A 21,866-nucleotide genomic window follows, 5' to 3' on the forward strand; every position below is an offset into this window, starting at 1 on the left:
ATAAGGTAAGGAGCTAAACCAAATGTGCACTGCCCCAAGATGTGTTGATGCAGTGCACTTCTTTTTATTAAAACTCCATTAAATAGGCCTTGATAAATTCATCTAATTCGCCATCCATTACTGATTGTACGTTCGAGGTTTCAACACCTGTTCGTAAATCTTTAATTAATTTATAAGGATGAAACACATAGTTTCTGATTTGTGAACCCCATTCAATTTTCTTCTTTGAACCTTCAACAAGCGCTTTGGCCTCATTTCTTTTACGAATTTCCAATTCATAAAGCTGCGACTTAAGCATTTTTAAGGTTTTCTCTTTGTTCTGCAATTGCGAACGCTCTTGCTGACATTCAATAACAATTCCGGATGGGGCATGCTTCAATCGAACAGCAGTTTCTACCTTATTTACATTTTGCCCACCTTTACCGCCTGCACGGAATGTATCCCAGGTAACATCTGCCGGATTAATTTCAATATTAATCGAATCATCCACTAAAGGATAAACGTATACTGAAGCAAAAGATGTATGGCGTTTCGCATTTGAATCAAACGGAGAAATGCGAACCAATCGGTGCACTCCACTCTCACCTTTAAGATAGCCATATGTAAAGTCGCCTTCAAACTCAAGCGTACATGAGGTAATTCCAGCAACATCGCCCGGTTGATAATCAATCTCCCGAATGTTATATCCGTGCTTTTCACCCCACATGATATACATACGCATCAACATTTCAGCCCAGTCACAACTTTCGGTTCCGCCGGCACCTGCATTAATTTTCAAAACTGCATTTAGCTGGTCTTCTTCACCGCTTAGCATATTTTTAAATTCCAGTTCCTCTACCACTTTAATAGTAGCATCCATTTGTTGCTGCATTTCAGATTCAGAAATGTCGCCTTCTTTATAAAAATCAAAAAGCACATAAGTATCCTCGGCCGCTGTATTTACAATAGCAAAGGCGTCAGTCCATACCTTTTTAGTTTTTATACTGTGAAGAACTTTTTCGGCGGCTTTGGGATCGTCCCAAAAATCAGGAGATAGTGTTAATTCCTGTTCAGCAGCTATTTCAGCAAGTTTAGCATCAATGTCAAAGATGCCTCCTTAGGGAAGCTATTCTATCCCTTAAATCTTTGATTTGTTCTATGGTCATTCGGCAAAGGTAATATTTAGGTTTAGGATTCAGACAAAAGGTTTTAACTTAAGGCCTAAAAGCCTGCAGCCTTTTCAGACCAGCTTTGGCTTTGGCATCAATGCTACTTTTATATTCATGGCCATTCATATCCAGGCAACGTTGATAATACATTTTTGCCTGAGCATAGTTTTTATTTTCTTCATAGATACGCCCAATGTACAAAGAAGAATAGGCTGCAAAATACCACTCTTTGCCAGCACCCTTAGCTAAGGCAGCGCCATAATAAGAAATAGCTTTAGCATCATCTTTCAATTGATCATAAATCCGTCCTAATCGATAGTTAAATTCCAACTTATCTCTTTCGGTTGAAAAATCAAAGACCGACTTAGTTTTTAGCACGTTCAATGCGCGTCCGTAATAGCCTCCGTCAAAAAGCAGCCTGGCACTAAGCAAAAAGATATCAGGCATCCCCGATTCAATTTCGTTTAACGCATGCTTATCTTTATCATTAATTGAAAAACCTTTGTTTTGTGCCAAGGCAATGTATTCATTATATTTTTTAAGATTACCGCGAATCAAATAACTCCAAGCCATACGCAAATAAGCATCCTTTATGTTGAACACTCCCGGATAAGTGGAAACATATAATTGAAAAGCAGATACTGCATCAGAATCCATTCTATTCAATTTGGCAACTGCCAGCAAATAATCGAGATGATAAAATGGCTCGTATTCTTTACCCGAAGGACGATTTTCCAACATAGCTATTGCTTCTTCATTATGAGCTGTTTTCATGGAGATGTATCCTTTCACAAAATATTTCAGCAGACAATCATTGTCAATAGGTGAGAGATAATGCTGCATTTTTGCATAGGCACCAGGATCACCAATAATATCATTTAACACATAGCTATAATAAAGTGCTGTTTCAGGGTAATAAAATTTATAAGGCGATGAAGGAAGCTCGGCCAGAGTTTTCTCCATTAATTGTATGCCAACCTGCACGTTACCATTTACGCCAATCAACGTATTCATGATGGTTTTCAAGCCTGATGGTGCCGATCCGATAATTATATTTAAGAGTGCTAACCCTTTTCTATTAGGAAGAAAGTCAGGAAATTTTCGCTGATTTTCTTTATACGCCTCCATTGCGCGTTGAATTTCAAATGCAGTGGTATAATATTCACCAAAACGTGCGCGGGTAAAGGCCAATTGCAAGTTTACTTCAGCAATACAGAAAAGATAGTAAGGAGATTTCTTGTTTTCCTTTTCCAAACGATTTATTCGATCCGACTTATTGGACTTGAACCGCTCAAAGTCAGCCTTAGTTTCAGAAGTAAAAACCGTGTAGAAATCAATGTAATTATCGAGCAATACAGTTATTGAATTACCCGGATTAATTTTCTTTTCGCGCTCCACTAAACTTCTTCCTTCATCCAAGCGCAAGGCAATTATTTTTTTATAAGCCTGAATACAGTTCTCATTAAAATCAAAGTTGCCTTCTGCAACGAGTGAAATCAAAAAAAAGAATATAAGGGGAAGTATTTTTTTCATGTAGTGCAAAACATAATAGAACTAATCTATTTCAACGTTCAGCTTTCAAAAATAGCTTTTCAATGGCTAAAAAAAATATCCCTTCGAAACCGAAGGGATATTTTATAATGGATATTTAATAAAATCTTGTGCGCTTATGCAAGTACCGATTCAACAGTAAAGCCTTCATCCACAATGATTCGTCCACAGTGTTCGCAAACAATGATTTTTTTGCGTTGACGAATATCAGCCTGACGCTGAGGTGGAATTTTATTAAAACAACCTGAACAAGAATCACGCTGAATGGTAACAACTGCCAATCCGTTTTTAGCGTTTGAACGAAGTTTGGTATAAGCTCCTAATAAGCGTTGGTCAATTTTCTCTTCTTGCTTATGAGCTTTTTCTAACAACTGATCCTCTTCAATTTGAGTTTCAGCAGTAATGGTATCCAATTCGCTTTTCTTCGCTGCTAAATCTTTCTTTCTATCCTCTAAATTGGCAATAGCCGTATCCAGCAATTGTTTTTTAGAAGTGATTTCGAATCCATGCTCTTTGATTTTTTTCTCGCTCACCTGGATATCCAAACCTTGAATCTCGATTTCTTTCGCCAATGCTTCAAACTCACGGTTGTTTTTTACATTATTTTGCTGACCTTCATATTTTTTGATCAGAGATTGAGCTTCTTTGATGTTGTTTTTGCGGGTTACAATTGTATCCTCTAATTCATCAAGTTCGTCTTTAACTTTCTTGATACGAGTTTCAAGGCCGGCCACATCATCTTCCAGATCCGCTACTTCCATTGGGAGTTCTCCTCTAACAGTACGAATTCTATCTATTTTTGAATGGATCGTTTGAAGATCGTATAACGCTTGGAGTTTTTGTTCTACTGTTGCTTCCATGTAATGAAAGATTTTTTTTGGTTTTATAAATAGTTAACAGGATTGGTATTTACCCTGCTTAACAGAACGGCAAAATTAGGAAATTTTTTTGATATTTTTTCAAGCAATAATTCTGCTGTAAATTGTTCACTTTCAAAATGTCCGATATCGGCAATAATAATCTTGCCGTCAGCATCAAAATACTCATGATATTTATAATCAGCAGTAATAAAAACGTCTGCATTGGCTTTAATCGCATCTTTCAACAAAAAGCCTCCAGCCCCACCACACACGGCAATGCGTTTTACTGTAGCCTTTGTAATACTGGTATATTTAACTACGCCCGCGTTCATGGTTTGCTTTAGATAACGAAGAAACTCAAGCGTTTCAACATCTTCTTCCAACTCGCCAACCATTCCCGACCCAACTTGCTGATTAAGGTTTAATAAGTTATACAAATCATAAGCAACCTCCTCATAAGGATGAGCCGCAAACAAGGCTTTTAAAACGTTGCCCTCCAAATAAGCAGGATATATCGTTTCGATTCTAACTTCAGGCTCATAATGTAATTTACCAGATTCACCCACAAATGGATTAGTTTCATTATTCCCTTTAAATGTCCCTGTACCATCGGCATTGAAACTGCATTCGTCATAACGCCCAATACTGCCTGCTCCTGCTGCAAATAATGCTTCACGAACATATTGTGCTTGTGCTGTGGGACAAAATGTTACTATTTTTTTAAGCAGGTTCATTTTTGGCACCAGAATCAATGTATTTTTAAGACCTAGCTTTTCGCAAATCTTTGCATTTACACCATCAGCCACATTGTCAAGATTAGTATGAATGGCATAAAGAGCGATATCATTTTTAATCGCTTTCATTACTGTTCGCTCCACATAGGTTTTTCCATTCAGTTTTTTTAAACCTCTGAAAACAATTGGATGATGCGCAATAATAAGATCAGCCCCTTGAGCAATGGCCTCATCAACAACTGCTTCAGTGCAATCCAAACTAACCATTGCCTTTTTCACTTCCCTGTCAGGCGAACCAACAATAAGTCCCGCATTATCGTAATCTTCCTGTAAAGCTAAAGGAGCCAATTGCTCCAAATAGGTAATGAGTTGCTGTAGCTGCATGTGATTTTGAATAATGGACAAAGATATAAGATAAAGGAATTCTTAAGACCTTATTTACTGTCAACTAAATTACCCCTCAAATCTTTTGTCTTTGTTCTTAGTTCTTTCTTAACTTGCGAGACCAATTTACGAATACAATCTTATGGAATCGATTAGTGCTTTTGAAATTATCAAGGTAGGCATTGGGCCGTCCAGTTCTCATACCATGGGACCATGGAAAGCGGCCGAAATGTTCATTAATGAAATAACAGAACAAAAAACTTTAAATGAAATTAGTCAAATAAAAGTGCAGCTGTTCGGTTCTTTGGCAAAAACTGGTCATGGACACGGAACTGACGTTGCCGTTTTGATGGGCTTAGGCGGTGAAGATTTTACTCAGATTGATACCAATACTATCCCTGAGAAAGTAGAAAAAATCAAAACGGAAAATCAAATTCTACTTAAAGGAGCAAAAGCAATTCCTTTCAGCTACACCAACGATTTAATTTTCGATTTTGAGCACAATCTTCCGTTTCATGCCAACGGCATGTTGTTTCTAGCCATTTTCAATGACGGAACCGTAGTTGAAAAGAAATATTACTCGGTAGGCGGCGGCTTTGTAGCTACTGAAAACGAAAATACAATTACTCAAAACGCCATTGTAACTCCTTATCCTTGCCATCATGCTGCAACAATTGCTGAAAGATGCGCAGAGTTAAACCTTCGTGTTTCAGATTTGATATTTATCAATGAGCAGGCGTGGAGAAGTCTTGATGAGATAAAATCGCAAGCCTTAAACATTTGGAATGAAATTAAGGATTGCATTTTCCGCGGCGTAAATAAACCGGGAATTCTTCCGGGTGGACTAAATGTAAAACGTCGTGCAGCCGAAATGAATGAAAAACTTCTTGCCGGTCGAAGTTGCACAACTGTAAATGAATGGATGCGTGCAGTTAAAGCCTCCGACAAAAGCTTTACCTCCATCAATAAATGGGTAACTTGTTTTGCGCTCGCTGTGAATGAAGAAAACGCATCATTTGGCCGCATTATTACCGCCCCAACCAATGGAGCATCGGGCGTCATTCCTGCAGTGCTTATGTATGCGCATTGTTTTGTAGATAATTTTGACGATGACAAAATCATTCGCTTTATTATCACCGCCGGGGAGATAGGCACTCTTTTCAAAAAGAATGCAACCATTTCAGCGGCTATGGGTGGCTGTCAGGCCGAGATTGGCGTTTCCTCAGCGATGGCTGCAGCAGGCTTAACCGAATGTTTAGGAGGCAGCCCTGAACAAGTTTTAATGGCGGCAGAAATAGCCATGGAACATCATTTGGGTTTAACCTGCGATCCAATTGGAGGATTAGTTCAGGTTCCTTGCATCGAACGTAACTCTATGGGTGCAATAAAAGCCATTACCGCTTCTAATATTGCGTTAGACAGCGATCCAAAATCAGCAAAAGTGAGCTTAGATGCCGTTATAAAATCAATGTGGGATACCGCACGTGATATGAACACCAAGTATAAAGAAACTTCAGAAGGCGGACTGGCGATAAATATTCCTGTTAACATTGCTGAATGTTAAAAAACAGTAAATCATAAATAGATAAAAGCCCGGCCAAAAGTCGGGCTTTGCTATTCGTTTGTATGTAAATACAAATTTTGGGGAACGTTATAGTTGCCAACCCATCAAAGCATTATATTTGCACTACTTTGCCTGTGCTTAGTGATAAGTAGTTGCCGCCCAATTTTAGATTGCGCAAGCTATTCAAATACACTAGCCTTGAAAGCAAATTGATTTAATGCAAACCATTCAGGAAATTTTAGCTCTTTATGAACAAGATACACGCATTCAGCAGGTAGCTTCTTCATTGCAATTAATGCAGCAACGCATTCATCTGAAAGGACTGGTAGGCTCATCGGATGCAATGGTGGCACTTGCTCTACAGTCAGAATCAGAAAGATCTTTCGTGTATGTGCTTCCTACCTATGAGGAAGCCGTTTACTTTTTGAATGACTTGGAAAACATCGGTAAAAAAACCGGATTGCTGTTCCCCGCTTCTTATAAAAAGTCTTTTGAATTTATAAATAACGACCCCGGAAATGTGCTTTTACGCGCCGAGGTACTGAACGAAATAAAATCAAAAACAACACCCTCCCAAACGATTGTTACTTACCCTGAAGCGCTTGCAGAAAAAGTTATAAGCAGGGAAACACTTGAGAAAAATACCTTAAATATTAGCGTAGGTGATAAACTCAGTATCGACTTTATCAATGAGTTTTTGATCGATTATAGTTTTGAGCGTGTTGACTTTGTTTACGAGGCTGGTCAATTTTCCGTTCGTGGAGGCATAGTTGACATTTTTTCTTTCTCACATGAGCTTCCTTATCGGGTTGAGTTTTTTGGAGATGAAGTAGAATCAATACGAACATTTGAAACTGAAGATCAGCTTTCGGTAGCTAAAATGCAGTTCATTACTATTATACCGAATGTTCAGTCAAAACTCTTGACGGACAACAATACTTCATTTCTGGATTATATTTCAGAAGACAGTATTTTGTGGTTCAAGGATGTAAACTTTACTTATGAGATCATTGAAAAAGGGGTAAAAAAAGCGAAAGAAATTTACAAAGGCCTTACTGCTGATGACAAGATAATGCATCCTGAATGGCTGGATCCAATTTATCTTTTTGAAGAAGCAAAAGATACCCGCCGCAACGTAGATCGTTTCTCCGTAATTGAATTTGGCAAGCAATTTACCTACGAACCGACAGAAATCTTCAATTTTGAGATACGCCCCCAGCCATCTTTCAACAAAGACTTTACTTTACTTCAGCATAACCTAAACGAAAACACAAACGAAAACATCAACAACTTTATTTTCGCTGATAGTGCCAAACAGGTTGAACGTTTATATGCTATTTTCAATGATCTGCCTAAAGAAAAATCAGTTCAAACCAGCGATAATGTTGGCTTCACTCCGATCAATCTCTCCATTCACGAAGGGTTTATTGACAAAGAACTAAAAATGGCTTGTTATACCGATCATCAGATATTTGATCGTTATTATAAATACAAACCCAAAAAGAACTATTCTCAATCTCAGGCCTTAACGCTAAAAGAATTACGTGATTTAAAACCAGGTGATTTTGTAACACATATTGATCATGGCATAGGAAAATATGCCGGCTTGGAAAAAATTGAAGTGAGTGGTCATGTACAAGAAACCATACGTTTAGTTTATGCTGATAATGACTTGCTGTATGTAAACATCAACTCCTTAAATCGCATTTCAAAATACACGGGTAAAGATGGAACCCAACCCAAGCTAAGCAAGCTTGGAACTGATGCTTGGGAGAAATTAAAAAAAAACACTAAAAAAAAAGTTAAAGACATAGCCCGCGATCTTATCGCATTATACGCCAAACGCAAAGCAAAAGATGGCTATGCATTTATGCCTGACACCTATTTGCAAAACGAATTGGAGGCTTCGTTTATCTACGAAGATACTCCGGATCAAATTCGTGCCACTTCCGACTTCAAAAAAGATATGGAAGCGCCACATCCAATGGATCGTTTGGTTTGCGGTGATGTCGGTTTTGGGAAAACAGAGGTTGCTGTACGGGCTGCTTTCAAAGCAGTTACCGATAGTAAACAAGTAGCGGTTTTAGTGCCGACAACGATTCTTGCTTCACAACACTATCGCACATTTAAAGAGCGCCTGAAAGATTTCCCTTGCACTATCGATTATATAAATCGTTTCAAATCAGCAAAACAGATCAAAGAATCACTTAAAAAGCTGGAAGAAGGCAAAGTCGACATCATTATAGGTACGCATCGGATTGTAAGTAAGGATGTAAAATTCCATGATTTAGGTTTACTTATCATCGACGAAGAACAAAAATTTGGAGTTACCGTAAAGGAAAAGCTTAAATCAATGCGGGTAAATGTTGATACATTAACCCTTACGGCAACACCAATACCGCGCACTCTTCATTTCTCATTAATGGGAGCGCGTGACCTTTCCATTATCAGCACACCTCCTCCTAATCGCCAACCGGTAGTAACTGAACTGCATGTATTTAACGAGAAGATCATTAAAGAAGCCATTGAATATGAAGTTGATCGCGGCGGACAGGTGTTTTTTATTCACAATCGGGTAAAAGACATTTTGGAAATTGCCGGACTCATACGCAAGCTGTGTAAAGATGTTAAGGTAACTGTGGCTCATGGACAAATGGAAGGCGATGAACTGGAAGACAGAATGAGTGAATTTGTGGAAGGAAAATTCGATGTATTAGTTGCCACCACCATTATTGAGGCGGGTTTGGACATTTCCAATGCTAACACAATTCTTATTAATCAGGCACATAATTTTGGATTGAGTGACTTGCATCAAATGCGGGGACGAGTTGGCCGATCAAACAAAAAAGCCTTTTGTTATTTACTGAGCCCACCCTTATCTGTACTTACACCCGAGGCTCGTAAACGCCTTAGCGCCATTGAAGAGTTTTCTGACCTAGGTAGTGGATTTAACGTAGCCATGCGAGACCTTGATATTCGTGGAGCAGGAAACCTACTCGGAGCTGAACAAAGTGGTTTTGTTGCCGAAATTGGCTATGAAATGTATCATAAAATATTAGATGAAGCCATTCAGGAATTAAAAGAAGAGGAATTCAGTGAATTATTCAAAGATGAAAAGCCACGTCCCTTCATCACTTATACACAAATTGATACCGATCTAGAAATCCTTATTCCTGATGAATATGTTAGCAGTACCGCCGAGCGTTACAACTTATATACAGAACTCAGTAAGTTAAATAACGAAACCCAACTGGAGGCATTCGCCAAGCAACTTGTCGATCGCTTTGGACCGATGCCAAAACAAGTAAAAGAATTACTGAATACGATGCGACTGCAATGGCTGGCAAAAGAAATAGGATTTGAGAAATTATCATTAAAAAGTAATACACTGCGTGGGTCTTTTATCTCCAATCAACAATCGCTGTATTATGAATCAGTGCATTTCACCAAGGTACTTAATTATGTTCAGACACATCAACGAAATTGCCGCATGAAGGAAGGAAAACAATCCTTAGCTTTAATTATTGATAATGTTCAAAGTATTACACACGCAATTGAAACACTTTCAGAAATCGCCGAACTTCAAACGGTATAATTTTTTAAACCCATTCTAATAATATTCCGTAATTTAATCTATTAAATTCTCAGACCATGTTAAAACATATTCGATCAACGCTTTTCCTTTCGTTATTAGCGACTACAGCCTTTGCGCAAATCCCGGCAAAAGCACCTGCCAATTGGTTTAATCTTGATTTCAAAACTGATAGTGTTCGTGGAGTAAGTACTGAAAAAACTTATCAAACGCTTTTAAAAGGCAAAAAATCAAAGCCCGTAATTGTTGCGGTAATTGATGGCGGGGTGGATATTAACCATGAAGACTTAAATAGCGTACTCTGGACTAACCCGAAAGAAATTGCCGGAAACGGGAAAGATGATGATAAAAACGGCTACATAGATGATATACATGGATGGAACTTTATCGGAGGAAAAGACGGACGTAATATCAATTTTGAGGCTACTGAACTAACTCGTCTTTTTGCACCACTAGCCGATAAATATGCAAATGCGGATAGTTCGAAAGTAACTGATAAAAAAGAGTATGCCAGATATTTAGAATTAAAAGCCGAGTATGACAAAGAATATAATAAGTACAAAAAACAGTACGACGATTACAATCCGGTAGTTGAACAACTAACGCAAATCAATAATCTGCTTAAGCAAAACCTTAAGATGGAAAAAGTTGATATCAATAGTTTAAGCAGTCTAAAATCAGGCAATCCACAATTGGATGAATTGGCGATAAACCTGGTAAACGGCATGAATCAAGCAGGTGTAACAGACATGGATGGACTCATCTCTAATGTAAGCGAAGATGTTAATCATCTAAAGGAAATAATGGATTATGGATTGAACTTAAACTATAACCCTCGTGATATCGTTGGCGATAATTACGCTGACCAGCATGAACGTTACTACGGCAATAACGACGTAAAGGGACCTGATGCCTCACATGGAACACACGTGGCGGGTATTATTGCAGCAAACCGTACCAATAATATTGGAATGAGCGGCATTGCGAATAATGTAAAAATCATGTCGGTTCGTACCGTTCCAAATGGTGATGAGCGTGATAAAGATGTTGCAAATGCTATTCGCTATGCGGTAGATAACGGTGCGAAAGTGATTAATATGAGTTTTGGAAAATCATTTTCATATGATAAATCGGTGGTGGATGAAGCGGTAAAATATGCTGAAAGCAAGGATGTTTTATTGGTGCATGCAGCAGGCAATGATGCTTCAAATAATGATACTAAAGCTAATTTCCCTAACAGTTATTTTGCCGATGGAAGCCAAGCTAAAAACTGGATCGAAGTTGGTGCTCTTTCATGGAAAAAAGGAGAAGACGCAATTGCGACATTCTCTAATTATGGGAAAAAAAATGTAGATGTATTTGCTCCAGGAGTTGACATTTATTCAACCATTCCTGAATCGCAATATAAAAATAATAGTGGAACCAGTATGGCCTCACCGGTTGTGGCAGGAATAGCGGCAGTACTTCGTTCTTATTTTCCTAACTATACTGCAGCTCAGATTAAAGACATTATTCTCAGATCGGCCGTTAGAGTAGAGGACAAAGTAAAAATGCCTGTAGATGGCGGAGATTCGGCTAACAACGATATTAAACTGGTAAATTTTTCGGATTTATGTAATACAGGAGCTGTTGTGAACTTATACGAAGCTGTAAAATTGGCGCAAAATTATAAAGCCTTTCCTCTGAAACCAATATCAACAAAACCAGCGGCATCAACGTCGAAAAAACAATAATACTTGAAGGTGGAGCACATTACTCCACCTTTTTTATGAACAACAAAAGTTAAATTATATATGGAAATAGCAATCATTGCCCATGATGGTAAGAAAAAAGAAATGGTTAATTTTTTAATTAAACATTTAGAGAAATTAAATCGAACAGACATTAAACTCATTGCCACCGGCACAACAGGCACAAAAGCCGAAGAATTAGGATTAACAGTAAAGCGCCTACTTTCAGGCCCTCATGGAGGAGACGCTCAAATTGCCTCCCGAGTAGCCGAAGGAAAAACACAAATGGTATTTTTCTTTAGAGACCCATTAAATGCTCATCCTCATGAGCCGGATATAATGATGCTAATGCGCCAATGTGATGTGCATAATATTCCGTTAGCAAGTAACTCCTCTACTGCTGAACTATTAATCAAATCTTTATAGAAACACATGCTCTTTAGGCCAAAGAGATAAAGCCTAATAAATAAGGTATTAATAGTATTTATTTGTTTAAACTTCATTTAATTATTTGAAATTAAAAGCGTAAATTAGTGTAAATCAACAGATTAAAAAAAGAAGCCTGCACTAACATCTGCCGATTTCTTACACTTTTACTTCAATTAACCTTTCACTTATTCAATTAGGATTTATTTGCATTCGAATAGAATAAAAACAAATGAGTTACACATTTCAAACCCGTTACTATGAAGACTCCTTTACTCATTTTTCACTAAATTATTCATCAATTAACCACTATTCTTATGCGCTCTTTCTTCAAACCAATAAATGCAATCAAGGCATTGTGTTTATTATCATTCTTAACACTTTACCTAACAATGCCTTCTTGTAAAAAAGACGACACTACCCCTCAGAGAACGGAACTTCAGAAAAGCTTAAAAGGTCAATGGAATGTTGATTCAATTGAATTCAAATATTATGAAAACAATGTGATTAATACAGATTATAGCGGAGTTCAACCCTATGCGGCAGGTGATTTAATAATTGAATTTGTTGACGGTGGTTTTATTGCAACAAATAAGGGTTATCAACCTCAAAAATTCCCAATTACGGAAAACGAGGACGGCAATTCATTCAATTACGCTGATAGCAATGGAAGATATACCGCAGTGATCTCGGTAAACGGAGCGCAAATGACATGGGTTGAAACAAGCACAGGAGTCTCTAACGGAGTAAATCTGAAACAAATTGTAACGATATATCTCACAAAACTCTAACTACTTTTCCTAATAACCATTCTAATAATTCCGGTGTTAAAACGCCGGAATTATTTTTTTACCACATAAATATCTCGGTAATTCCTTCCTAAACCATCATAATCCAACCCGTAGCCAACAATAAAATCACTGGGAATTTCGAATCCTATATAATCTGCTTTTATATCATGCAAAAGGGCATCGGGTTTTAAAAGAAGAGTAACTATTTTTACAGAAGCCGGAGCATACTTTTTTAACACCTCGAGAAATACAGCTAATGTTTTCCCGGTATCTATAATATCTTCCAGAATAATGATATCTCTTCCATTAATATCGGTATCCAATCCTATGCTTTGGCTTATCTCACCGCTACTCTCCATTCCTGAATAGGACTTAAACTTCACAAAACTTATTTCACAATCGCCGTTGAACTGTTTTAATAAATCGGCAGTGAACCAAAATGCGCCGTTTAACATAGAGATAAACAAAGGCGTTTTATTTCTATACTCATCACTCAGCTCCTCAGCCATCGCATTAATTCGATTTTGAATGGCCACTTCTTTAATAAATGGCTCAAACTCTTTGTCGTGGAGAACTATTTTCATTTTATAATTTAGGAAAAAATCAGCTTTTTATTAGGATATATTTTTTGCCAAGATTAAGCATAAAACTCTATCTATTTTGAATAATTAATCCACAAAATCAAAATCCTTATCTTTGGGGCTCAAATGGAATATAAGCTTTTAGAATTATCAAATGGTATACGTGTAATCCATAAAGCCGGATCAGGTTCAGGCATTACTCACCTTTGTTTTATGGTAAACACCGGTTCACGAGATGAGCCCGACACTAAAATGGGGTTAGCTCATTTCCTTGAACATTTACTTTTCAAAGGAACCCAAAAGCGCAACACTTACCAAATATTAAACCGATTGGAAGTTGTTGGGGGCGACCTGAACGCATATACTACCAAAGAGCAAACATGTATTCATGCTTCCTTTCTTGACCATCAACTGGAGCGCGCACTTGAACTAATTACCGATATAACCTTTCGCTCCACTTTTCCTTCACATGAATTGGAGAAAGAAAAGGGCGTGGTACTTGACGAACTTGATTCATACCGGGATGTTCCTGAAGAATTAATTCAGGATGAATTTGACGAACTTGTGTTTGAGAACCACCCTTTAGGCCATAATATATTGGGAACCCCTGAAAGCATAAACGGTTTTACCGGGGAAGATATTAACAATTTTCAACTTAATACTTGGTCGACACATGAAATGGTTGTGGGGGTTTTAGGGAATGTTTCAGAGAAAAAACTGCAGCGACTTATCGATAAATACTTAGCCGTTATTACTGAAAACAAACCATCAAAAAACCGATTACCTGTAAATGGATTTAATCACCGCATTCAATCCATTGAAAAATCCATTTCACAAACGCATTGTCTTTTAGGAGGAAGGTCGTACACGATTCATGATCCTAAAAAAGCAGGAATGCTTTTATTGAACAATCTTTTAGCTGGCCCTGGAATGAGCTCACGCTTAAACCTTGAAATCAGAGAGAAATTTGGAGCATGTTATACGATTGAATCGAACTATACCCCGATGAGCGATACAGGCGTTTTTTCAATTTATTTTGGAACAGATGCCGAGAAAACAGAAAAATGCTTAAAACTGATTCACAAGGAATTAAAGAAGTTACGAGAACAACCATTAGGTTCCCTACAACTTCAACAAGCAAAACAACGTTTTAAAGGTCAAATAGCTTTAGCTGAAGAGAATCGTGTTGCTGTTATAATTGCCATGGCTAAAAGCCTGCTCGATTATGGCACGATTGATAGTTTAGAAGAAGTTTTTAAAAAAATTGACAAGGTAACAAACGTTGAATTACAAGAAATTGCCAATGAAAACTTTTTGCCTGAATACTTGAACATGCTAACTTACTTACCTATTGAATAATGGATATCATCAATAAAAAAATAGATAAATATGTAGATGAACATTCGGATGCAGAGCCGGAAGTTTTGAAGCAACTGAACCGGGAAACTCATTTAAAAGTTTTAATGCCGCGTATGTTAAGCGGACATTATCAGGGACGAGTTTTAAGTATGTTAAGTAAGATGATAAACCCGAAACGCATTTTGGAGATTGGCACCTATACCGGATATTCTGCAATTTGTCTGGCTGAGGGCCTTCAAGAAGAAGGTGAACTCACCACTATCGACATTAATGCAGAATTAGAAAGTATGGCGAGAACTTACTTTGAAAAAGCCGGCCTTGCAAATCAAATCAATTATATAATTGGCAATGCCGCTGAAATTATCCCAACTTTGAACCAAACCTTCGACCTGGTTTTTATAGATGCCGATAAAAAGAATAACGCAACCTATTATGACATGGTATTCGACAAGGTACGAACCGGTGGTTACATAATTACTGATAATGTATTATGGAGCGGTAAAGTTGTGGATGAAAAAGCAGATAAAGACACCCTGTTAATTCAGAATTTTAATACTAAAATTCAGCACGACGAACGAGTAGAAAACGTATTATTGCCGATCCGGGATGGATTATTAATTGTCCGTAAAAAGTAGTATTCATAACATTCGAAAAATGAAGAGCAAATCGTTTTAGTAAATCAAACGTACAACGAATGACCAAAACATTAAAACTCATTTTCCTTTCTCTTTTTATACTTTCATCATCGATTTCTCTAGCTCAAAATAAGGCCTCCAAGGCTTATGCAGAGAAATACGGCGAACTTGCTGTAAGAGAAATGAAACGCACAGGCATTCCTGCCAGCATAACACTTGCACAAGGAATTATTGAATCAGGAGCAGGGACAACCACACTTGCACGTTTGGCCAACAACCATTTTGGAGTAAAAGCGGGTAAAAATTGGCAAGGGAAACGTTACAAAAACTTTCGAAGCTATGACTCTGTTCAGGAAGCCTATGATGACCGATCAGACTTCTTAAGTAGCCGCTCACAATATGCGTTCTTATTTAGACTTGACAAATGTGACTACAAAGCCTGGGCCCGCGGTCTGCAAAGATCAGGCTATGCAAGAAGTAAAAGATATGCTTCTGATCTTATTCACTGTATAAATGCCAATAAGTTATATAAGTACGATGAGGCTGTTTGTGGCGAACAAACGATTGAAGATGTTGTATCCATGAATGACCCTGTAGCGGCCGCCGCTGAGAAGAGTACTAAACCGCATGTTCATCACGCTTATTACAAGGTTAAAAAAGGAGATACACTTTCAGGCATAGCTCACAAACACGGCATCAGCGTAAATAAGCTTAAATCATTAAATTCCTTACGATCAACCCAACTTAAACCAGGACAAAAAATTCGCGTACGATGAAAAACTATCTACCTTCACTTTCATTCTTTACCTTTTGTATTTTAATGAGTTCATGTACTGCTTATCGCCCTCTTACACCATCGACAGGCAGCAGTTCGAATGTTCCTTCAAAAGACAACTACCCAACCACTATAACGACTACCTCGACAGCTAGCCCTGCCCCTAGTCCAAGCAAATCTACTGGATCAGTACGTTCTTCGAGTACAGAGGCTTACATTCAAAAATATAAAGGGATTGCAGTTGATGAAATGAAACGCACCGGAATTCCAGCCAGTATTACACTTGCCCAAGGTATTTTGGAATCAGGTAGCGGGAACAGTGACCTTGCAACCATGGCCAACAATCATTTTGGAATAAAATGCACGAATGACTGGCAGGGAGAAACCTATTACAAGGACGATGATCGTCCTAACGAATGTTTTAGAAAATATCCCCATGTTGAAGGCTCGTTTCATGATCATTCAGAATTCTTAAAACGTCCTCGATACGCTGCGCTATACAAACTCGACCCAAGTGATTATAAAGGTTGGGCTTACGGATTAAAAAGTGCAGGATATGCTACGCATTCCGAGTATGCACCCAAATTAATTAATCTTATTGATAAGTATGATTTAACGCGATTTGATAAATATGCAGGTAAAGAAACTGCTTCAAACAACAATGGCTCGTTATTTTTTGAGCAAAAACCAACGAATGCCAATGAAAATCAAACAACAACCCCTTCTTCAGCATCGGCCTCTCCACAACCAATTCCGGCAGGCTATTACCTTGTAAAAGCAGGAGACACCTTATACAGCATAGCGCGAAAGTTTAATTTAAAAGTAGAAGATATTGTTTCGCTTAATAACCTTGAAAGCTATTCAATTGAAATTGGTCAAAAACTCAAAGTAACAAAGTAGATTTCAGGATAATTTTCAGGAACGTTCGCCGTTTAATTTAAAACCTATTTACAGAACTTCTTAAAACCTTCAATAAAGTGCTGCATATACTTAATGGCGATTTATTACTAAAACCCTTCAAGCATACGCATCTGCCTGGCGAAATATTAATTTGGCGAGAATGCATGGCTGAAGGCCCTATTTCGACTGATGATAAACAATTTTGGGAACTAAGAGCCAAATTTATTTCTGAAACTTACCATTCAAGCCCGACAGAATATTCGGCAAAGTTTCTTCGACAGTTGCATAAGCTAGATCATGCTAAAAAATACAATGAAATCAATCTTTGGTTTGAATTTGATCTATTTTGCCAAGTGAATATGCTTTGCACCTTAGAGGTTATAAAGTCAAAAAAAACTTCCGCAGCTATTTACTGGGTAACTCCAGTACAATCTTCCGCCGATGATTATTTTACAGGCTATGGCAGTCTTAACTCGGCTGATCTTTTAAAATTATTTCAGAATAGAAGAAAGTTAAGCCCAAAGGATCTTGACTTTTTTTCAGAGTTATGGAAAGCCTACCAGACCGAAGACATAAAGAAGATTAAAAATTTGATCAACAGCACAGATCTTCCTTTTGTAAAAGAAGTTTTTGCCGCTCATTTAGAACGGTTACCCCAATATGGAAAACCAACCAGAATCGAAAAAAAACTTCAGCAAATTATTGATGCCGGAATTACTAATGAAATGGAAATCTGCAAACGCTTTTGGGAAACAGAAAGCATATATGGTTATGGCGATTTGCAAGTAATTCATGCTTTAAATCAGTACCTAAGCACAGCAAGTTAGGCTTTCCTATATAGGCCCTTCTTTTCTATAAAATCAAGCACTTTATCATGAATGAAAAATTGGACGCTCTTCTTAGCGGCAATTGATTTTCGAATAAACGTTGCTGAGATTTCTATAAGCGGAGTATCGGTAATTACGATAGAAGAATGCCCTTCCCATGGTCCCAAATCTTCACCAGGACGAGGATAAACAAAAATCTTATAGTATTTAAGAATAGCTTCGTAGTTCTTCCATTTCTTTAACGAACGAAGATTATCTCCACCCATAATTAAAGAAAATTCATGTTGAGGGTATTTTTCAGCTAAATAAGTTAGCGTATCGATAGTATACGAAGGCTGAGGCAGTTTCAACTCCACATCGGATACTTCAATCCTTGAATCTTCGGTGGCTATTTTTGCCATCTCCAACCGATCGTGCACATGAATCAAATCGTTTTTTTCTTTCAGAGGATTATGCGGAGAAACCACCAACCAAACTTTATCCAGTTCAGTAAAATTAGCCATGTAACTGGCTATGATCAAATGCCCGGTGTGAATAGGGTTAAAAGAACCAAAGAATAAGCCGATCTTCATGACTAAAGGTATGCGCTTTGCATATTGAACTATTTTGATGGTTTAAGGATAAAGGAAAACCCTTTATCCTTAAACCTTAATCCTATTTTTCTGATCGCTTCCCAAACTTCATTTTATCCTTCAGGAAGTATTTCACAAACACTTCAGCTTCTTCGCAAGCTTTTTCGAGCTCAAAATTTTCAAGAATAACATCGAACTCCGGAGCAACTGCCAACTCTTTCTCAGCTTTAGCAAAGCGTTCAGCTAGTTTTGAGGGGCTATCGGTACCACGACTGCTTAAACGTTCCTTTAATGCCTCCAAATTAGGCGGTTGCACAAAAATGGCGATGGCTTTCTCTGGGTATTTGCGTTTAAGACGCAGGCCGCCAACCACATCTACATCAAAAATAACGTGCTTACCTTCTGCCCAAATACGTTCGATTTCTGAACGCAACGTTCCATAAATCGTTCCGTTATAAACTTCTTCGAATTCCACAAACTCATGGTTTGCAACCCGGTGTAAAAATTCTTCTTTCGATAAGAAGTAATAATCTTTTTTATCCTCTTCATCACCACGTGCCTCGCGCGTAGTAGCTGAAATTGAAAATTGTAATTCCGGAAATTTGGTAAGTAAATGTTTAACAATTGTTGTTTTGCCAGCACCCGATGGCGCCGAAAATATGATGAGTTTGCCAGACATTTTATCTATTTATTTTTTGCTAATAAAACTAAAAAGGAGGAAATTATTCTACCAGTCAATCCTTCTCTCATTCAACTTACAGTACATTTAATAATTGCTCTTTAATTTTTTCAAGCTCGTCTTTCATGCCTACTACCATTTTTTGGATATTGGCATCATTGGCCTTTGATCCCATGGTGTTAATTTCACGGCCAATTTCCTGGCTAATAAATCCAAGCTTTTTACCGTTCGCGTCTTTTTCTTTAAGGGTATTTAAAAAGTAATCGCAATGACTTTTAAGGCGAACCTTTTCTTCGGTAATGTCGAATTTTTCAATGTAGAATACCAATTCCTGTTCTAAGCGGTTCTTGTCGATATTCTCAACTCCAACAGCATCTTCCAAATACTTATTAATACGCTCACGAACGATCGGTAAACGTTTGGGTTCTTCAACTTCAATCTTTTTCTGTAACGCAATGATATTATTGATGCGTAATACCAGATCCTTTTCTAACTCTGAACCTTCTGAAATACGGAAGTTATTGAATGCCTTTATTGTTTCTTCAAAAGTTGAGTATACAGCCTTCCATTCTTCGTCATCGGCAATTTGTTCGTCCTGCTTTATTACTTCTGGCATTTGCATTACCAGTTGAAACAGGTTTTCAGGAGATTCGCCCAGTTCAGCGGCACTTTGCTTCAACTGTTCATAATAGGTTTTCAGCAATACATTATTAATAGTCACTGGCTTGCGTTCAGCCCCTGGCTTATATTCAATTGTTATAGTAAGATTTACCTTGCCGCGCTCAATTAACTTGTTACATTCACCACGAATCAGCAATTCTTTATCAGAATGCGCTTTAGGTATTTTGAGCATTAACTCCAGAAATTTACTGTTCAGCGATTTTAGTTCAACAGTGATCTTAGTCTTTTCAGTTTCCTTAGTAGCCAAGCCAAAGCCTGTCATTGATTTTAGCATATATTTATAGGAGTATAAAAATTTAAACCAATGTAAAACATCGGCTCATTTCATCAATTTACGATATAAAAAACAAAGCGCAAAGATAGGAAAACTATTGACTCAACTCCTGCTGCTTTCTGCTCACCAGATAAACTCCTGCAAAAATAAACACTGAAAATATTGCTTTATGTAAAGTCAAAACGTCTTTACCCAATAACACTGCAATAATTGATGCCAACACAGGCTGCAGATAAATATATGCGCCCACTACTGATGAATGTACATATTTAAGCGCCCAGCCGTTGAGCAAATAGGTAAGAAACGTTGTGCAAACAATGATGAATGCAATGGCAAACCAAATATGTAAAGGGATACTTGCCCAGTTAACTTTAGTAAGATCTTTAAATCCAAAAGGGAAAACAAAGATGGACCCTATCAAAAATGTCCACTTTATTAAATTAATGGCTTGATATTTTAGAATAAGCGGTTTGGCTATAATTAAATAATAAGCATAGATGATAGCATTTAGAAAAACATAAAAATCACCAAGCACCGTTCCTCCTGTAAAAGAGAAATGAGGCCAAAGAATAAGCAAAACCGCACCCGTCAATCCCAACGTTAATCCTAAAATTTTCATTAGTGTAACCTTTTCTTTCAAAACAACAAAAGCTAAGATGGCTACAAACAATGGAGTACTTACCATTTCAATTGCTGCTTTTATTGGGGTGGTTAGCGATAATCCCTTGAAGAAAAAAAGCATATTGGCACCAACACCAGTAATCGCACTTAAAACAATTAACCTGACATCCTTTTTCTCAACAGGAATAGATGAAACGCTGGAAAAAAAACCAGCAACCATAAAAAGAATAGTAGCTCCCCAAACGCGCATTACAATGAAACCATATGGCGGGATGTACTTAGGCATTACCTCTTTGGCAATGGTAAATGTTGCTCCATAAATTAAAGTTACAAGGAATAATGCAATGTGAACTTGTACTTGACGTGACATGGGATGAGTAAATTAAAGTTGGTTAATTCCTAATATTAGCTTATTGGATCCGACATATGAGTTGCATATTTACTTTCATTGCTGATTATTATCCGTTCCATGGATTGATGAATTCGTTTCTTTAGTTCAGGAAGATCGTCTTGGGTAAGGCCTTTCGTTTCCACTACGTCATCATAAATAAATTTCACCAAACCCGGTCGAATTGAGAAGGGATTAGATCTTGGCATCAACGTTCGGGCATTGATAATCGCAATCGGTGCAATTGGAGACTGTGTTTCTATCGCAATACGAAACGCTCCATCATAAAAATTAGCCAGAGGCTTTTCGGTGCGGTTCATAGTGCCTTCCGGAAAAATTAAAATGGAACCCCCTTGAGCCAATTCCTTTTTTAACTCTTGGACAGATCGTTCACGACTTCCTTTACTACTCCTATCAATCATAACGGCCACACGCTTATAGATAATTCCAAAAACGGGCACTTTCGTCATTTCTATTTTACCTAAAGGCCTAAAGGCTTGTTTAATGCACATCACAACTCCCATCGCATCCAGGTATGAACCATGATTGAGAACGTACACATAGGCACGCCCATCGGGTGCTTTTTCATGATGATAGCTTTTAAAAAATATAAAGGAGGCGGTAGAAGTACAAATAGCCCAGAATTGCAAAAAATAAAAGCCGATAGCTCGTCCTGTTCTTCCGGGAATCAATAAGATAGGCAATACGATAAAAGGTAAAACAATGATCATTACAGCAACGAACACCAATCCTGCAATCATTAATTGTAGTATGGCAAGGAAATTTCTCATGGC

At 37.7% G+C, this 21,866-nt stretch carries 20 protein-coding genes; 10 read left to right on the forward strand and 10 right to left on the reverse strand.

Translation table 11 applies throughout. From position 1 onward, the window contains the following. Nucleotides 1–67: 67 nt before the first annotated feature. From prfB to FN756_RS02430, 4 genes are all read right to left on the reverse strand, one after another. Nucleotides 68–1,145, reverse strand: a protein-coding gene (gene prfB / locus FN756_RS02415) for a peptide chain release factor 2 (protein WP_142601139.1) whose coding sequence is annotated in 2 segments (ribosomal slippage) — nucleotides 68–1,084 and nucleotides 1,086–1,145 — 1,077 coding nt in all. Because the reading frame shifts where the segments join, the coding sequence is not laid out codon by codon here. A 48-nt stretch (nucleotides 1,146–1,193) separates the two neighbouring features. After that, a complete protein-coding gene (locus tag FN756_RS02420; protein ID WP_142601140.1) occupies nucleotides 1,194–2,681 on the reverse strand; it encodes a tetratricopeptide repeat protein in 1,488 nt (495 codons plus the stop codon). A 134-nt stretch (nucleotides 2,682–2,815) separates the two neighbouring features. Beyond that, nucleotides 2,816–3,559: a zinc ribbon domain-containing protein gene (locus FN756_RS02425; RefSeq protein ID WP_142601142.1), complete on the reverse strand. Its 744-nt coding sequence runs from the start codon at nucleotides 3,557–3,559 to the stop codon at nucleotides 2,816–2,818. A gap of 23 nt (nucleotides 3,560–3,582) precedes the next feature. Beyond that, nucleotides 3,583–4,677, reverse strand: coding sequence for a Nif3-like dinuclear metal center hexameric protein (locus FN756_RS02430; protein ID WP_142601143.1), 1,095 nt, complete (start codon nucleotides 4,675–4,677; stop codon nucleotides 3,583–3,585). Nucleotides 4,678–4,819: 142 nt separating this feature from the next. Here FN756_RS02430 and FN756_RS02435 point away from each other — a divergent pair, with 142 nt between their 5' ends. The 5 genes from FN756_RS02435 (at nucleotide 4,820) to FN756_RS02455 (ending at nucleotide 12,780) form a co-directional block, all read left to right on the forward strand. Beyond that, nucleotides 4,820–6,241, forward strand: coding sequence for an L-serine ammonia-lyase (locus FN756_RS02435; RefSeq protein WP_142601145.1), 1,422 nt, complete (start codon nucleotides 4,820–4,822; stop codon nucleotides 6,239–6,241). Between the two features lie 217 nt (nucleotides 6,242–6,458). After that, the gene (gene mfd / locus FN756_RS02440) at nucleotides 6,459–9,836 is read left to right on the forward strand and encodes a transcription-repair coupling factor (RefSeq protein ID WP_142601147.1); all 3,378 of its coding nucleotides are present in this window, start codon (nucleotides 6,459–6,461) and stop codon (nucleotides 9,834–9,836) included. A gap of 56 nt (nucleotides 9,837–9,892) precedes the next feature. After that, nucleotides 9,893–11,566, forward strand: coding sequence for a S8 family peptidase (locus FN756_RS02445; protein ID WP_142601149.1), 1,674 nt, complete (start codon nucleotides 9,893–9,895; stop codon nucleotides 11,564–11,566). Between the two features lie 60 nt (nucleotides 11,567–11,626). After that, nucleotides 11,627–11,989, forward strand: a complete 363-nt coding sequence (locus FN756_RS02450) for a methylglyoxal synthase (RefSeq protein ID WP_142601150.1) — start codon at nucleotides 11,627–11,629, stop codon at nucleotides 11,987–11,989. 392 nt (nucleotides 11,990–12,381) lie between these two features. After that, entirely contained in the window at nucleotides 12,382–12,780 is a 399-nt protein-coding gene (locus FN756_RS02455) for a hypothetical protein (RefSeq protein ID WP_142601152.1), read from the forward strand. Nucleotides 12,781–12,830: 50 nt separating this feature from the next. Here FN756_RS02455 and hpt read toward each other — a convergent pair whose 3' ends face one another. Further along, nucleotides 12,831–13,364, reverse strand: a complete 534-nt coding sequence (gene hpt / locus FN756_RS02460) for a hypoxanthine phosphoribosyltransferase (RefSeq protein ID WP_142601154.1) — start codon at nucleotides 13,362–13,364, stop codon at nucleotides 12,831–12,833. A gap of 123 nt (nucleotides 13,365–13,487) precedes the next feature. On the opposite strand from hpt, the gene FN756_RS02465 reads away from it, so the two are divergent. From FN756_RS02465 to FN756_RS02485, 5 genes are all read left to right on the forward strand, one after another. After that, the gene (locus tag FN756_RS02465) at nucleotides 13,488–14,720 is read left to right on the forward strand and encodes a M16 family metallopeptidase (RefSeq protein ID WP_142601155.1); all 1,233 of its coding nucleotides are present in this window, start codon (nucleotides 13,488–13,490) and stop codon (nucleotides 14,718–14,720) included. Further along, nucleotides 14,720–15,355 (forward strand): O-methyltransferase, encoded by a 636-nt coding sequence (locus tag FN756_RS02470; RefSeq protein ID WP_142601157.1) that lies wholly within the window; start codon nucleotides 14,720–14,722, stop codon nucleotides 15,353–15,355. Before FN756_RS02465 ends, FN756_RS02470 begins: the two co-directional genes overlap by 1 nt. A 59-nt stretch (nucleotides 15,356–15,414) precedes the next feature. Then, nucleotides 15,415–16,131, forward strand: coding sequence for a glucosaminidase domain-containing protein (locus FN756_RS02475; protein ID WP_142601159.1), 717 nt, complete (start codon nucleotides 15,415–15,417; stop codon nucleotides 16,129–16,131). Beyond that, a complete protein-coding gene (locus tag FN756_RS02480) occupies nucleotides 16,128–17,030 on the forward strand; it encodes a glucosaminidase domain-containing protein (protein WP_221929000.1) in 903 nt (300 codons plus the stop codon). Before FN756_RS02475 ends, FN756_RS02480 begins: the two co-directional genes overlap by 4 nt. A gap of 77 nt (nucleotides 17,031–17,107) precedes the next feature. Then, a complete protein-coding gene (locus FN756_RS02485) occupies nucleotides 17,108–17,857 on the forward strand; it encodes a DUF1835 domain-containing protein (RefSeq protein WP_142601161.1) in 750 nt (249 codons plus the stop codon). Here the strand turns inward: FN756_RS02485 and nadD are convergent. From nadD to FN756_RS02510, 5 genes are all read right to left on the reverse strand, one after another. After that, nucleotides 17,854–18,429, reverse strand: a complete 576-nt coding sequence (gene nadD / locus FN756_RS02490; RefSeq protein WP_142601162.1) for a nicotinate (nicotinamide) nucleotide adenylyltransferase — start codon at nucleotides 18,427–18,429, stop codon at nucleotides 17,854–17,856. The genes FN756_RS02485 and nadD overlap by 4 nt on opposite strands. Before the next feature lie 82 nt (nucleotides 18,430–18,511). Then, complete coding sequence (gene gmk, locus FN756_RS02495) at nucleotides 18,512–19,108, reverse strand: guanylate kinase (protein ID WP_142601164.1); 597 nt, start codon at nucleotides 19,106–19,108, stop codon at nucleotides 18,512–18,514. A gap of 76 nt (nucleotides 19,109–19,184) precedes the next feature. Continuing rightward, nucleotides 19,185–20,063: a YicC/YloC family endoribonuclease gene (locus FN756_RS02500; protein WP_246085400.1), complete on the reverse strand. Its 879-nt coding sequence runs from the start codon at nucleotides 20,061–20,063 to the stop codon at nucleotides 19,185–19,187. A gap of 94 nt (nucleotides 20,064–20,157) precedes the next feature. Beyond that, complete coding sequence (locus tag FN756_RS02505; RefSeq protein ID WP_142601166.1) at nucleotides 20,158–21,054, reverse strand: DMT family transporter; 897 nt, start codon at nucleotides 21,052–21,054, stop codon at nucleotides 20,158–20,160. 35 nt (nucleotides 21,055–21,089) lie between these two features. Continuing rightward, nucleotides 21,090–21,863, reverse strand: a complete 774-nt coding sequence (locus FN756_RS02510) for a lysophospholipid acyltransferase family protein (RefSeq protein ID WP_142601168.1) — start codon at nucleotides 21,861–21,863, stop codon at nucleotides 21,090–21,092. Nucleotides 21,864–21,866 lie beyond the last annotated feature (3 nt).

Origin of the sequence: Solitalea koreensis (assembly GCF_900182575.1) — a bacterium.
GTDB lineage: Bacteria > Bacteroidota > Bacteroidia > Sphingobacteriales > Sphingobacteriaceae > Solitalea > Solitalea koreensis.